Source organism: Pseudomonas sp. H1_A03 (assembly GCF_054685145.1).
This window is the reverse complement of record NZ_CP162829.1, coordinates 4,056,605-4,071,130: the sequence shown is the minus strand read 5'-3', so window position 1 is coordinate 4,071,130 and position 14,526 is coordinate 4,056,605. Positions and strand designations below refer to the sequence as shown.

The following is a 14,526-nucleotide window of genomic DNA, read 5'->3' as shown; positions in this document are numbered from 1 at the left end:
GCCGAGAACCTCGACTCAAGCGTTCTGGCACACCGCGACACACTGGCTATTTGCGAGGTAAGCAATGAGCACTGCACAGATGAACCGTCCGCCACAGACCCTCTACGTCACCATTCGACGCGACGAGCTGCGCCAGTTGAAAGACGAACGCGAACAACTGCAGCAGGAAGTCATACGCCTGCGTTCGCACATCATCCAGGCCCAGTTGGATCAGCCTTCCGGCGCCCAGCCAGCGCTCTGCTAAACCCCGTCATCACTTTGTAAGATTACACCTACAAAAATCTCACAAAGTTTTCACACGTCCCTCCCGATACTCCCGCCCGAAGGGCCACCCCATGCAAGGGTGGCCTCTGTTGCGCGCAGCCCTGCGCGTCGACTGAAAAATTATCGGGTTGGAGCGCTGGATGGCGATGTTCGAACGCAGCACCAAGTCTGCGAAAAGCTTTGATTGGGCCGGTCTTGGCTGGCTATTCCTGTTTTTCTGGTACTTCTCGGGTATTACCCAACTGCTGATTCAGCTCAGTGGCACCTCTGGTTTCAGTGGTTTTCGCCAAGCGTTCTTCATGAGTGCGATCTGGCTGGCGCCACTGCTGATATTCCCCCGCCGTACACGCTTGTTCGCCGCCTTGATCGGTGTAGTCCTGTGGGCCTGCTCCATGGCCAGCCTGGGCTATTTCTTCATCTACCAGCAGGAATTTTCCCAAAGCGTCATCTTCATCATGTTCGAGTCGAACATCTCTGAAGCCGGTGAATACGCCACCCAATATTTCGCTTGGTGGATCGTGCTTGCGTTCATCGCCCACACCGCCGTGACCATTTTCCTATGGACCCGCGTACGCCCGGTGTATCTGCCACGTGGCCAGGCGCTGCTCGCAGCCACGGCGATCCTGGTGGGCGTCATTGGTTACCCGCTGGTCAAGCAGATCGCCCGCAGCGACACGATGGACGATGCCATCGACCGCTTTGAATCGCGCATCGAACCCGCGGTGCCGTGGCAGATGATCGTCGCCTACCGCCGCTACACCGAGCAGTTGGACAACATGCAAGGCATGCTCGACAGCGCCAGCCAGATCCCGCCCCTCACAAACCTAAAGGACAGCATGGCCGGCCAGCCATCAACCCTGGTCCTAGTGATCGGCGAGTCCACCAACCGTCAGCGCATGAGCCTCTACGGCTACCCGCGTAACACCACGCCGGAGCTGGACAAACTGCGCGACCAACTGGCGGTGTTCGACAACGTCATCACCCCGCGCCCCTACACCATCGAAGCGCTGCAACAGGTATTGACCTTCGCTGACGAAGAGAACCCGGACCTGTACCTCAAGACGCCATCCATTGTCAGCGTGATGAAACAGGCCGGCTACAAGACCTACTGGATCACCAACCAACAGACCATGACGAAGCGCAACACCATGCTCACGACCTTTTCCGAACAGGCCGACGAGCAGGTGTACCTGAACAACAACCGCAACCAGAACGCCCGTCAATACGACGGCGACGTACTGGCGCCGTTTTCCAAGGCCCTGGCCGACCCGGCCGAGCGTAAGTTCATCGTGGTGCACCTGTTGGGCACCCACATGAGCTACCAGTATCGCTACCCGCAGACCTTCGATAAATTCACCGACCGCCAGGGCGTGCCGGCTGGGGTGACCGACGATCAACTGCCCACCTACAACAGCTATGACAATGCCGTGCTCTACAACGACTTTGTGGTGTCGAGCCTGATCAAGGACTACGCCAAGACCGATCCAAACGGTTTCCTGCTGTACTTGTCGGACCACGGCGAAGACGTGTTCGACTCGGCGGGCCACAGCACGCTGGGACGCAACGAAAGCAAGCCGACGGCGCCGATGTACACCATTCCGTTCATGGCCTACGCCTCACCAAAATGGCGTGAAAACCACGACTGGAGCTTTGCCGGCGACTTGCAACGGCCTTACAGCAGCTCGCAGCTGATTCATACGTGGGCCGACCTCGCCGGCCTGAGTTTCAACGAGTTGGACCGTACGAAAAGCCTGGTGAGCGACAGCTTCACGGCACGCCCGCAGATGATAGGCAACCCCTACCTGCGCCAACAAAAACCCCTGATTGACTTCAGCCTGATCAAGCCGAAAAAGGTAAGCCCGGCTGACGTAGTCTTCCAGGAACAGCCGGCGCCGTAACAGAAAGATAACAATCATTCTCGTTTAAGCCTAAAGTTCGCCCACTCCTTTCGTCTTTGAACCATGGCCTTTCCCGACCGGAAAGGCCAAAAAGACGACAAGGAGTCTTCTGCGATGTTTGCGCCTCTTACCCGCTCCATGACCTTCACCCTCGGCCTCTTCAGCGTGGTCGCGAGCCCGGATCTGTTGGCTGAAACCGACCCCGAACAGAAAACGTTCGAACTGGGCGCCACGAGCATCACCGCCGAAAGCCTTGGCGCCACCACTGAACACACGGGCGCCTACACGACCGGTTCGATGAGTACCGCCACCCGCCTTAACCTGTCCGTCAAGGAAACCCCGCAGTCGATCTCGGTGATCACTCGCCAACAGATGGATGATTTCAATCTCAATACGTTGACAGAGGGGCTGCGCCAGACCACGGGGGTCAACGTTCAGCACAACGACTCCGACCGCGTCTCCTACTCCTCGCGTGGTTATGGCATCAGCAACTACCAGATTGATGGGATGCTCAACACCTTTGGCTACATGAAATCCGATGCCGACACCATCATCTACGACCACATCGAGGTGGTTCGTGGTGCCACCGGCTTGACCACCGGCGCCGGCGACCCCTCCGCCACGGTCAATATGGTGCGCAAGCGCCCTACCGCTCAATGGCAGGCGCAAACCGGGGTAAAGGCCGGCAGCTACGACAACTACTACAGCTACATGGATGTGGGCGGTCCGCTGGCATTCGACGGCAAGCTGCGCGGGCGCACGGTGCTGGCCTACCGCGACAGCCAATCCTTGCGTGATAACTACGCGCTGCAACGGGCGGTTGGCTACGGCATTCTTGAAGCAGATTTATCAGATGAAACCGTACTGGCCGTAGGTTTTGATTACCAGAACAAGCAAGTGCAAGGCACGTCCTGGGGCACCGTGCCTTACTGGAATAGCCAGGGTGGCAAGGCCGGGCTGTCGCGCTCGACCAATATGGCGGCGCACTGGAGTTCCTGGCCGCTGACCGACAAGACAACCTTCGCCAGCCTCGATCATCGGCTGGGCGGTGATTGGCATTTAAAGGCAGCCTATACCCATCGCCAGAGCGACACGGATGGCAAGGTGTACTACGGCGGCGCGGGTTTCCCCAATGACGACCGCAGCGGCATGACTGCCTGGGCCAGCCACATGCGTGGCACCTCAAGAATGGAAGCTGTCGACCTCAACCTTGCCGGCAGCTACGCGTTGCTGGGCCGCGAACATGCACTGATGATGGGTTATGGCGAGGCCACGCAGCGGGACGTGTCCCCAGTGATGCGCAGCAGCATCCCAGGTGGCTACTACACGATCGACGACTGGAAATACATGGGCGGGATTGGCAAGTTCGGCGACACCGTTACCGACCTCAAGGGTGAACACAGCAGCAAGCAACAGAAAGCCGGCTACTTGGCCACGCGCTTGAGTCTCACCGAGCGCTTGCACGCCGTACTGGGCAGCCGCTATGGCAGTTGGGCGTTGGAGAGCGCGACGCCCGAATACGGTGACGATGATCAGTTGATCGCGGCCAACAAGACTCGCCAGACCCACAATGACCTGTGGACGCCTTACGCCGGCCTGCTCTACGACATCACGCCGGAATACACCGTCTACGCCAGCTACACCGACATCTTCAAGCCGCAAAGCCTCAAGGACGTCAACCGCAAGTACCTGGAACCGGTGGTGGGCAGCAACTATGAGGTGGGTCTCAAGGGAAGTTTGCTGAAAGAACGCTTGAACGTGGCGGCAGCGTACTTCTGGAGCACACAGGACAACGTCGCTGAGCGGGATGAATCGGCCCTGCCTAACCCGACCACGGGTGAGGAGTACTACAAGTCCGGCGGCAAAGGTAACAAGGTCAACGGCTTCGAATTGGAGGTTGCCGGCGAAGTGATGCCGGACTGGAACCTGACGGCGGGCTACACCTACACCCACTCCGTTAATGGCTCGGACAAGCGCAACAACACCGGGCAGCCATTGAATTTGCTGAAGGTGTCCAGCGCCTACCGTTTGCCGGGGACGTGGCGAAACCTGACGGTGGGGGGGGCCGTCAACTGGCAGAGCGATATCTATGAGTTCAGCGACAGGCCTACAGGGCAACGTGTCGGTAATCGGCTGGTCACCGAACGGGCGAAAATCATCCAGCAGGCCTACGCAGTGGTCAACCTGATGTCCCGCTACCAGTTCGACGAACACGTTTCGGCGTCGATCAACGTCAATAATCTATTTGATAAAAAATATTACGAACGCGTCGGCTTCTATAACGGCGTTTATTGGGGCGACCCGCGCGCTATCACGCTTGCGCTGGATTGGAAGCTTTAAAATACAGCTTATATGACCGCCAAGCTTAACAAAATCGTTAAGGTTGGCGGCTATCCCGTTAAGCTTCGCTTAATCCACCCTGCACATAATCGGCCCCACGAGTCTGATCCAAGAGAACAGACACCGATCACACTTTATGGGAATACCGACAATGAAAATCTCGACGCTGATGCTTGCTGGCTTAATGACCTTGAGTTCCGCCGCCGCCTTTGCCGAAGGCGGTTCAGAGCGTTCCAAAGAGTTTTACGCTAACTTTAATTTCATGCAGGACAAGGCGCACGGCACAACCGAGCAAACGGCCTCCAGCGATGTTAAAAACTCGAAAAGCGACGACGCACAGCAACCAAAAAGTTGATGTACCGTAATACTCTTTGTCATTCCGCTCCGTTGACAAAGATTAACTTGGCGCCATGTAATGGCGCCTTTTTTATTGCCCGTCACACCCCTATTTTTTACAGCGACTTATTCCAAAACAACATGGCGCCATACGCGGGATCAAACTTAGCGCCGTCAAATCCGAACTTGCGGTACGCGGCCTTCGCTACTTCATTGCCCTCAAGCACTTCCAGGGTAATCTTACAGCAACCGCGTTGACGGGCGATTTCCTCAACCTTCTGCAGCATTTTCTGACTCAAGCCCAAGCCACGGAACTGATCCATTACCACCACGTCATGGACGTTGACCAATGGGCGACAGGCGAAGGTCGAGAAACCTTCAAAACAATTCACCAACCCCGCCGGCTCTCCATTCACAAACGCCAACACGCTGAACGCGTGCGCACGCTTGGCTAATTCGGCCGGAAGTTGCGCTAGCAAATCCGGGTCCAGGCTGTGCCCACCCCCCATCGGATCTTCGGCGTAATGGTTGAGCACCAGCGAGATGGCTTCGGCATGCACGGCGTTGGTGTAGCTGGCTTGCAGCACCAGGATGTCAGGGGTGTCCATTTCCTTCCTCGATAACGGCAACAAGGGATTCGGTTCCCTTTGAGAGGCCCAATTGTAAGCGTGGAAGCACCGCCTGCTGAAGGAGATTAACTACAAATATGCGTTTGAAAACGCGAAGGTTGCGCCGGTAAAAAAGCGCGAATCATTCATTTGCGGATCTTTTCGCACACGCTTCAGCCGTAACGCTGCAACTGCATCTCTCGTAAGCGGCTCAGGGTGCGGCGGAAAGGAAATTCCAGGTAACCCTCGGTGTAGAGGCACTCCAACGGCACTTGAGCCTCCACATACAAAGGCACCCTGCGGTCGTAGCACTCATCCACCAAAGCAATGAACCGACGTACGCCGTTATCACGCACCGACAGCTGCGGCAATTCACGATCCCCGGCCGCTACGCGTTGGGCCCCGTCTTCGGTGCCACGGGCTATGCGGCCCGGGCGTTGTTGCGCGCTAAGGTCAGGCACCTCGCCCAGCAGGATCGCCTTGAAGCGATCGCACAGCAACATGAAGTCCATCGCCGCCAGAGGTTGCTCGCACAGGTCGGCGTAGCGGCACCAGAGCACGGTGTCGCAAGACTGCACGGCGACGATGGAACGATGCCCGACAACGACCGGTCCGCTATGCACCGCCTGCCCTGGGGCCAACTGTCTGAACACATCTGCCAGCGCGTCGGGCTGATTCACCCAATAGCGCTGAATGCCAACGCCTGGGTGTAAACGGTGATCCTCAGCGCCATCCACCGCGACCACCTGCATATGCTGCTCTATCGCCGCAATGCCCGGTAACAGTCGATCGCGGTTGAAGCCATCGGCATACAACTGGTCAGGCGGTTGGTTAGAGGTGCACACCATCACCACGCCTTCCTTGAACATGACTTGAAACAAGCGCCCGAGAATGATTGCGTCACCGATATCACTCACAAACAACTCGTCAAAGCACAGCACGCGCACCTCCGCGCTCAGCTCCCGGGCCAGCGCCTGCAACGGATCGTGGGTGCCGGTCAGCTGGAACAGTCGCTGGTGCACCCACTTCATGAAGTGATGAAAATGCTGGCGTCGCGCGGGCACCCGCAGGCTTTGATAGAACTGGTCCATCAGCCAGGTCTTGCCACGGCCGACCGGGCCCCATAGGTATACGCCGGTGATCGGCGTGCGGCCTTTATGCAGGGCTTCATGGCAGGTTTGTAACGCGTCCACCGCGCGACGCTGGGCGTCGTCGGCAACGAAGCCCTGTTGGGCAATGGCGTATTGGTAGGCAGCGAGGGGCGAGTCAGAAGTCATGCCCGCCATTATGACCTACGGAGAAATCTACAGCCGTAAAAAACGGCCCGACAGGCCGTTTTTTCCTTCAGTGCAGTGACTCAGGCAAGGCTCTTGCTGACCACCTCAAACACATCACTCGACAGCTCGCCAGAGCCACGAATGCGTTCCAACTCCGCCTTCATCAGCGCCTGGCGCGCGCTGTCGTATTTACGCCAACGGGTCAGTGGCGCCAATTGGCGCGAAGCGATCTGCGGGTTAAAGGCATTGAGCTCGATCACCAAGTCCGCCAGGAAGCGATAACCCGAGCCGTCCGCTGCGTGGAAGTTGATCAGGTTCTGCCCGGCAAAGGCGCCGATCAAGGCGCGAACCTTGTTCGGATTCTTCAGCGTGAACGCTGGGTGTTCCATCAACGCTTTGACCCGCGCCAGCCCACCCGGCAAGGTGCTGCCGGCCTGAACGCTGAACCACTGGTCCATGACCAGCGGGTTGTCCTTGAAGTTTTCGGCAAACACGGCCAGCGCCTGGGCCTTCTCCGCTTGGAACGGCGAATTCACCAGCACCGCCAGCGCGGTCAGGCGCTCGGTCATGTTGTCGCTGCTGTCGAACTGTTCAAGCGTCGCGGCCAGGACTTCCGGCTTGCCGCTGAGCATCAGGTACGACAGCGCGATGTTCTGCAACGCGCGACGGGCAAAATGCTCAGCCGCAGCCACATACGGCGTTTGCTTGGACAGCTCGCGATTGGCCTGGTAGCGCAGCCACAGTTCTTCATGCAGGTTGTCGGCCAGTTGCTTGCGCGCAAACTCACGGGCGACGTGGATGGCATCCACATCCGCCACTTCGCTGATTTCGGTCAGGTAGGCTTCACCCGGCAACGATAGCATTTCCGCCACCATCGCCTGGTCCAGGCGTTCGTCGCTCAACACGCTGCGCAGCGCGGTGATCAAGCGCTGATCCATCTTCAACGCCTGGCCTTGTTGATGCTGACCAACCAGCTCCTGCAAGACCTGCACCGACAGCTGCTGACCGGCATCCCAACGATTGAAGCCATCGCTGTCATGCTGCATCAGGAACATCAGTTGATCGCGGTTGTACGGGAAGCTCAGCTTCACCGGCGCCGAGAAACCGCGCAGCAGCGAAGGCAAAGGCTGCTCAGGGATATCGACAAAAGTGAAGGTCTGCTCGGCCTCGGTCACCGAGATCACACGCGACGTGCCGCCCGCAACCGCTTCACCGGCCAGGCGCAAGGCGATACCCGCGCCCTTCCCGTCCAGCAAGCCCAATTCCACCGGGATCACGAACGGCAGTTTCTCTACCTTGTCCGGGGTTTCCGGGCAGCTCTGGCGGAAGGTCAGGCTGTAGGTCTTGGCCGCTGCGTCGTAGGACTCGCTCACCGCCAGGCGTGGCGTACCGGCCTGGCTGTACCAACGTTTGAACTGAGTCAGGTCGGCGCCGTTGGCATCTTCCATGGCCTTGATGAAGTCGTCGCAGGTCACAGCCTGGCCGTCATGACGTTCGAAATACAGGTCGCTGCCTTTACGGAAGCCTTCGGCGCCGAGCAGGGTGTGGATCATGCCGACCACTTCCGAGCCCTTTTCGTACACCGTCAGGGTGTAGAAGTTGGAGATTTCGATAAAGCTGTCCGGGCGCACGGCGTGAGCCATGGGGCCGGCGTCTTCGGCGAACTGGTGGGTACGCAGGTACGCCACATCCTGGATGCGCTTGACCGTGGCGGAGTTCATATCAGCCGAGAAGCCCGAATCACGGAATACCGTGAAGCCTTCCTTGAGCGACAGCTGGAACCAGTCACGACAGGTCACGCGGTTGCCCGACCAATTGTGGAAGTATTCGTGGGCAACGATCGCTTCCACCCGCTGGTGCGCGGCGTCGGTGGCGGTTTCGGCGCGGGCCAGCACGGCGCTGGAGTTGAAGATATTCAGGCCCTTGTTTTCCATGGCGCCCATGTTGAAGTCGTTCACCGCGACGATCATGAAGATGTCGAGGTCGTACTCACGGCCGTAGGTTTCTTCGTCCCAGCGCATGGATTTTTTCAGGCTGGTCATGGCGTGCTGGCACTTGTCGATGTTTTCCGGCTCGACGTAGATGCGCAGCGCCACAGTGCGGTCAGTCATGGTGGTGAAGGTGTCTTCAACACACCACAAATCACCGGCCACCAGGGCGAACAGGTAGGCAGGCTTCTTGAACGGGTCTTCCCAGGTCGCCCAGTGGCGGCCGTCTTCGCCGGGGCCGCTGGCGATCGGGTTGCCGTTGGACAGCAGGATCGGATAGCGGTGTTGCTCGGCGATCACCGTGGTGGTGAACGTGCTCATCACGTCCGGGCGGTCAAGGTAGTAAGTGATCTTGCGGAAGCCTTCGGCTTCGCACTGGGTGCAGAACATGCTGCCGGACTTGTACAAGCCTTCCAGGGCGGTGTTGGTTTCCGGGTGGATTTTTACCGTGGTATCCAGGGTAAACGTCGCACTCTGCGGATGCACCGTCAGGTGACTGTCGGTCAGTTGATAATCATCAGCCGTCAGTTCCTGATCGGCCAGGTTGACACTCAACAGCTCCAGTTGCTGGCCATCCAGCACCAGGGGCGGCAAACCGGCGCCGCGCTCCGGGTTGCGGCGCATCACCAGTTGCGCATGGACCAGGCTGTGGTCCTCGAACAACTCGAAGGTCAGGTGCGTCTCGTCAATCAGGTAGTCCGGCGCCTGATAGTCCTTCAGGTAAATCATCTTCGGTTGTTCGGTGCGCATGGGTGGCATCCTTTTTACTGATGCACGGCGAGCTGATAGGCCGTGTACTTGCGAATGTTGATTACGCCGGTGTCGAAGATCAGGTATTGGCCCTTGATCCCCAGCAGCGTGCCTTCGGCAATCGGGTTCTTGTCCAGGTTGAAGCTGACGATCTTGGTCGGATACTGCTCGACCGGGTAGCGGATTTCGATCGGTTCGATGTCGGCAATCGTTTGGATGGCCTGCAAGCCAAAGCGTTCCTGCAAACTCAGCAGGCCCTCGGCGCAGGAGGCGAACAGTTCGTCGCGCACGTGCTTGAGGTCGACAGGCTGGGCATCGCCTTTGAGCAGCGCGCGCCAGTTGGTCTTGTCGGCCACTTGGCTACGCAGCACGTCCTCGACGAAACCGGATTGCTGGCGGGTCGCCACGCGCATGATCGGCAGCGCCTGGCTCGCGCCCTGGTCCAGCCAGCGCGTCGGCAGTTGAGTGGCACGGGTGATGCCGACCTTGATCCCCGACGAATTCGCCAGGTAGACCACGTGGTCGGTCATGCAGAATTTCTCGCCCCAGCCTGGGTCGCGGCAGGTGCCGGCATCGTAATGGCAACGTTCGGGGCTCATGATGCACAGGTCACACTGGGCCAGCTTGGTCATGCACGGGTAGCAATACCCCTGGCTGAAGCTGGTCTTGGTCTTGCGGCCGCAATGGCTGCAATGGATGGCACCCAAATATTCCAGGCGAATGTGCGTGCCGATCAACGGGTTGACCGGCACCTCGGCATCGCCCAGGCGAAACGCGTATTGAACGGTCGGCTCACCGAGTTGCGCCGACATCTTGCTGACTGCACCACGACCAATTTCAATCAATGGATCGCATCCGACTTGAACAGGATGTTCGGCACCGGCGCGGACTTGGACGCGCATTCCTGCGGCCCCATGTAGCCGGTGCGCTGGTCTTCCGGCAAGTTCTGGAGTTCCCAGGCGATCATGGCTTGCAGGGACAGCTCACGCTGTTCAGGGGACAGTTTGCGGCCATCGGACCACTTGCCGATTTCCACGGCGAGCTTGAGGCTCTCGTAGATGTCCGGGGTGATGTTTTCAATCATTTCAGCAAAAGAGGACATGAGGCTCTTCCTTATCAAATAGACGATTTGCGGCGGCTGTACAACCCGCCCAGCAAGCCGGTCAAGCAACCGATAACCAGGCCGCCGACATGGGCAGCGTTGGCGATTTCGCCGAAGCCGATCATCGAGATCAGCCCGGACATACAGAGCACCAGCCAAATCAGCATCATCGCCAGCACGCCACGGGGCAGGCGATACGCCGGGTTCGGCGACAGCAGTTGAAAAATCCAGCAATGCCCCAGCAGGCCATATAACACGCCGGACAAACCGCCAAACAGCCCGGGGCCGCCATAGGCGTATTGAGCGTAGTTGGAGACCAGGCTGAACAAGAGCGTCAGCCCCAGCAGGTTGATACTGCCCTGGCGCGCTTCGATGCGCCGGCCCAGCTCCCAGTACCACATGCCATTCATGGCCAGGTGCAGGATGCCGAAGTGGATCAGCATCGGCGTAACCAGCCGCCACCATTGGCCCGAGGCCAGTGTCTCGGCCAGCGGCGTGAACTGGATGTACTCGCCGAGAATGCGAAACGGCAGGAACGTCAGCCAGCTCATGGCTTGCAGGTTTTCGCCAAGCAAGGTCACCGCGCCAACGATGATGCTCGCCAGCAGCACCAACGCCGTTACCGGGCTATGCCGCAATTGCTCGACAAAACCCTGGCGCTTGACCGGCGCCTGTTCAGGAATATCCAGTTGCTGGTCCGGATCACCCGCAGGAAAGCGCTGATACAGCACGCGCACGTCGTCACTGATGGTCTCGGGCACCCATAACACTTGCTCGCCCGCTTCCTCGCTGATGCGATGGGGCACTTGCATGCGTTGCAGCAACTTCACGAAGCCACCCAGGTCGACGCTCAGCGGCAGACGCAATACAGCCACAGTACTCATGTAATGACCTCGGGCCGCTCAACGTCGACCCATACAAATTTACGCGGATCCAGGCGGGTTTCCTGATCCAGGCGGTACGCCACCAACTTGCCGTACAGCACCGCGCTGTAGTCCAGGCAGGCCAGGTTCGGGCGGATCGGCGCCGGTTTGCCGCTGCGCCAGTAATGGCCGACGAACAGCAAAGGCTCGTCGACGCCGTAGCGCAGCAGGGAATTCTTTTCAGTGGACGACAACGGCGTGCGTGCTACCGGCTCCGGCAGTGCGTCGGGCTGGAACACGATGTCGCCGTAGGTCTTGGGGTCGTCTTCCCAGAACTTGGTGCGGAAGAACGAGCGCGTCAGGCCGTCGCCGCCGGTCAGCGTCAGGCCATCCGGCAGGCGCATGTCGGTGCCGCGCAGCAGGCGGTCGAACGCATTGCAGGCAAAACTGCCCGGGACAGCGGCGGCCTGCAGGAAGTGCTGGTCGATGCAGCCGTCCGGGAAGGTCGCGCGCAGCGGCTGGATAAACCCGTCATCCCAGCACGCGTGGACTACGCGGAAACGCCCGGCGTCGACAAACAGCGGCATGTCATAGAACCAGCCGAGGAAGTCGTGCCAGTCGGCCGGGTGGTGTTCGAACTGGGTCAGCGTCTCCTGGAGCAACCGTGCATGCCGTGGGTTGTGTTCACGCACAAACTGCTTGCCGCTGCCCGGCGGCGCTGGCGTGCTCCAGCCCAGCGCATTGAACTCGTGGTTACCCATGATGCACAGCGCCTGGCCAGCCTCGGCCATGTCGTGGACGATATGCAACGCCTCGCGGATACGCGGGCCACGGTCGATGATATCGCCGAGGAACACCGCCATACGCGAAGGATGACGCCAGGTGCCGCCCTGCTTGTGGTACCCCAGCCGCTCGAGCAAGTGCTCAAGGGTATGGGCGCAACCGTGCACGTCACCAATCAGGTCGTAGCTACGCGCGGGATCGAGCATCAGTCGCCTCCACCCCCCAAGCGGCTGCCCCAGCCCAACTTGGTGCGGCACACTTCGTAATAGTTGTGGTCCAGCGGGTGGATCAACCGCAACTTCTGTGCCTTCTTGCTCACGGTGATGGTGTCACCGGGCGCGCAGGTGAAATGGTTCTGACCGTCACAGGACACCTGCGGGTAGATCTGCATGTCTTTGGACACCACGATTTTCAGCTCACTGTTGCCGTCGACCACGATGGGCCTGCTGGACAACATATGGGGATACATCGGCACGATCACAATGGCATCCAGCTTGGGATGCATGATCGGGCCACCCGCCGACAGCGCGTAGGCGGTGGAGCCGGTCGGCGTGGCGACGATCAGGCCGTCAGCCTTCTGGCTGCACACGAACTGGCCGTCTATATACAGTTCGAACTCGATCATTCGCGTGGACTTGCCGGGGTGCAGCACCACGTCATTCAAGGCGTCGCCCTGGCCGATAGCTTCGCCGTGGCGGCGCACTTCGGCCTGCAGCAGGAAGCGGTTTTCCACCAAGTAATGGCCGTCGAGCACCTTGGCCACTTCGACTTCCAGCTCATCGGGGCGGATATCGGTCAAGAACCCCAGGCTGCCCCGGTTGATCCCCAGCACCGGCACATTATGCCGCGCCAAGGCCCGGGCGGCGCCGAGCAGGCTGCCGTCGCCACCGACCACGATGACCATGTCGCAGACTTCGCCGAGCATCTTGCGCGACGAGGTTTGCAGGCCGTGGCCTGGGAGGATTTCGGCGATGGTGTCTTCGAGGATCACATGCAGGTGGCGTTCCAGCAGGAATTTTTTCAGCCGGCGGACGGTGTCCAACACCTGGGTACTGCCCAGGCGACCGATAATGCCGATATTGCGAAATTGCTCCATGGGGCTCCTGCGGGATTTGGGGTGGGGCAAAAAAGAACGATTATGGGCGAAAGGCCGCCCCAGGCAAAATCCTTTGTCGCCATGAACCCTTGATGACAACGGTTCTCAGCCACCTGCGCCACCGTTAAAAGGCTATGCTCGGACCATGACTGTGTTCCCGGATCTGCACACCCTGCCCCGCCAGCTGCGCCACCCTGAAGTGCGCGACCTGGCGTGGGTGATGCTCGCCCCGCCAATGCTGGCGCAGACGCCGTGGCCGCAACGCCACCCGTTGGCCGGCAGTGACTGGGTGCAAGCGCCGCACCTGCTCGAACAATGGTTACGTGCACTCGATCACGACAGCAGCCCCTTGCAACACTGGCTGAGCCTGGCCCGTACCCGTCGTCTTGGGCTTTATTACGAGCGGTTATGGCAGTTTGCCGTGCAGCACGCGCCGGGCGTGGAGTTGCTGGCCGCCAACCTGCCGATCCGTCGCGCCGGGCATACCCTCGGCGAGCTGGATATGTTGCTGCGCGACCGCGATGGCGTGCATCACTTGGAACTGGCGATCAAACTCTATCTGGGGCCGCAGGACGGCGACGGCCAGGACACGGCGCAGTGGCTGGGGCCTGGCTGTCATGATCGGCTGGATCGCAAGCTGGCGCATCTGGCCCAGCACCAATTGCCAATCTCGGCGCGGGCGGAGAGCCGCGAGGTGTTGGCGGCGCTGGATATCCAGCAGTTCGATGCGCATTTGTGGCTGGGCGGGTATTTGCTGTATCCCTGGCCCGGTGAAGCGCAGGCACCCGTGGGTGCCCACCCGCAGCATTTGCGTGGGCGCTGGTTGCATCAGCGCGACTGGCGGGCATTTGTCAGCGCCAGCGCACCCGGCCGCTGGCAACCCCTGCCTCGGCATGCATGGCTGGCGCCGGCGCATTACCCGGTGGATGACGTATGGAGTGAAGAGCAGATGCAGGGTTGGCTGGCGGACCTGGATCCGATGGCGCCAGCGCAGCTATTAGTGCGGCTGGTTCAGGTGGGTGAGGATTGGGAAGAGGCTGAGCGGCTGTTTCTGGTGGCGGATCTTTGGCCGAATGTGCCGGGGGCAGGCTGAAGGATTTGTAGTGAGCGGGCTTGCCCCGCGCTGGGCTGCGAAGCAGACCCAATAAGGCAACCGTTTTTTGTCAGGAAAACCGTGGTGCCTGATTTTGGGGCAGCTTCGCAGCCCAGCGCGGGGCAAGC

General features: G+C 59.8%; 13 protein-coding genes. 5 read left to right on the top strand and 8 right to left on the bottom strand.

The genetic code is table 11. From position 1 onward, the window contains the following. The first annotated feature begins 64 nt into the window (after nucleotides 1-64). From AB4O35_RS18995 to AB4O35_RS18980, 4 genes are all read left to right on the top strand, one after another. Nucleotides 65-244, top strand: a complete 180-nt coding sequence (locus AB4O35_RS18995) for a DUF6026 family protein (protein ID WP_139113268.1) — start codon at nucleotides 65-67, stop codon at nucleotides 242-244. Between the two features lie 160 nt (nucleotides 245-404). Next, nucleotides 405-2,162, top strand: coding sequence for a phosphoethanolamine transferase CptA (locus AB4O35_RS18990; protein ID WP_065946413.1), 1,758 nt, complete (start codon nucleotides 405-407; stop codon nucleotides 2,160-2,162). 114 nt (nucleotides 2,163-2,276) lie between these two features. Beyond that, entirely contained in the window at nucleotides 2,277-4,502 is a 2,226-nt protein-coding gene (locus AB4O35_RS18985) for a TonB-dependent siderophore receptor (protein ID WP_065946414.1), read from the top strand. Nucleotides 4,503-4,653: 151 nt separating this feature from the next. Further along, nucleotides 4,654-4,857: a hypothetical protein gene (locus AB4O35_RS18980; protein ID WP_065881583.1), complete on the top strand. Its 204-nt coding sequence runs from the start codon at nucleotides 4,654-4,656 to the stop codon at nucleotides 4,855-4,857. A gap of 97 nt (nucleotides 4,858-4,954) precedes the next feature. On the opposite strand, the gene AB4O35_RS18975 is transcribed toward AB4O35_RS18980, so the two are convergent. The 8 genes from AB4O35_RS18975 to AB4O35_RS18940 form a co-directional block, all read right to left on the bottom strand. Continuing rightward, nucleotides 4,955-5,446 (bottom strand): GNAT family N-acetyltransferase, encoded by a 492-nt coding sequence (locus AB4O35_RS18975; RefSeq protein WP_065876383.1) that lies wholly within the window; start codon nucleotides 5,444-5,446, stop codon nucleotides 4,955-4,957. Nucleotides 5,447-5,619: 173 nt separating this feature from the next. Continuing rightward, nucleotides 5,620-6,723: a cell division protein ZapE gene (gene zapE, locus AB4O35_RS18970; protein ID WP_065946415.1), complete on the bottom strand. Its 1,104-nt coding sequence runs from the start codon at nucleotides 6,721-6,723 to the stop codon at nucleotides 5,620-5,622. Between the two features lie 80 nt (nucleotides 6,724-6,803). Beyond that, the gene (gene pepN / locus AB4O35_RS18965) at nucleotides 6,804-9,461 is read right to left on the bottom strand and encodes an aminopeptidase N (RefSeq protein ID WP_065881586.1); all 2,658 of its coding nucleotides are present in this window, start codon (nucleotides 9,459-9,461) and stop codon (nucleotides 6,804-6,806) included. Between the two features lie 14 nt (nucleotides 9,462-9,475). Beyond that, nucleotides 9,476-10,306, bottom strand: coding sequence for a DUF2797 domain-containing protein (locus AB4O35_RS18960; protein ID WP_065876386.1), 831 nt, complete (start codon nucleotides 10,304-10,306; stop codon nucleotides 9,476-9,478). Continuing rightward, a complete protein-coding gene (locus AB4O35_RS18955; protein WP_049708657.1) occupies nucleotides 10,303-10,563 on the bottom strand; it encodes a YeaC family protein in 261 nt (86 codons plus the stop codon). The genes AB4O35_RS18960 and AB4O35_RS18955 overlap by 4 nt, the downstream gene beginning before the upstream one ends. 14 nt (nucleotides 10,564-10,577) lie before the next feature. After that, a complete protein-coding gene (locus tag AB4O35_RS18950; protein WP_065876387.1) occupies nucleotides 10,578-11,447 on the bottom strand; it encodes a rhomboid family intramembrane serine protease in 870 nt (289 codons plus the stop codon). Next, nucleotides 11,444-12,418, bottom strand: a complete 975-nt coding sequence (locus AB4O35_RS18945) for a metallophosphoesterase (RefSeq protein ID WP_371913935.1) — start codon at nucleotides 12,416-12,418, stop codon at nucleotides 11,444-11,446. The genes AB4O35_RS18950 and AB4O35_RS18945 overlap by 4 nt, the downstream gene beginning before the upstream one ends. Next, a complete protein-coding gene (locus AB4O35_RS18940; RefSeq protein ID WP_003217892.1) occupies nucleotides 12,415-13,305 on the bottom strand; it encodes an NAD(+) kinase in 891 nt (296 codons plus the stop codon). The genes AB4O35_RS18945 and AB4O35_RS18940 overlap by 4 nt, the downstream gene beginning before the upstream one ends. 145 nt (nucleotides 13,306-13,450) lie before the next feature. On the opposite strand from AB4O35_RS18940, the gene AB4O35_RS18935 reads away from it, so the two are divergent. Further along, nucleotides 13,451-14,398 (top strand): DUF1853 family protein, encoded by a 948-nt coding sequence (locus tag AB4O35_RS18935; protein WP_065876389.1) that lies wholly within the window; start codon nucleotides 13,451-13,453, stop codon nucleotides 14,396-14,398. Nucleotides 14,399-14,526 lie beyond the last annotated feature (128 nt).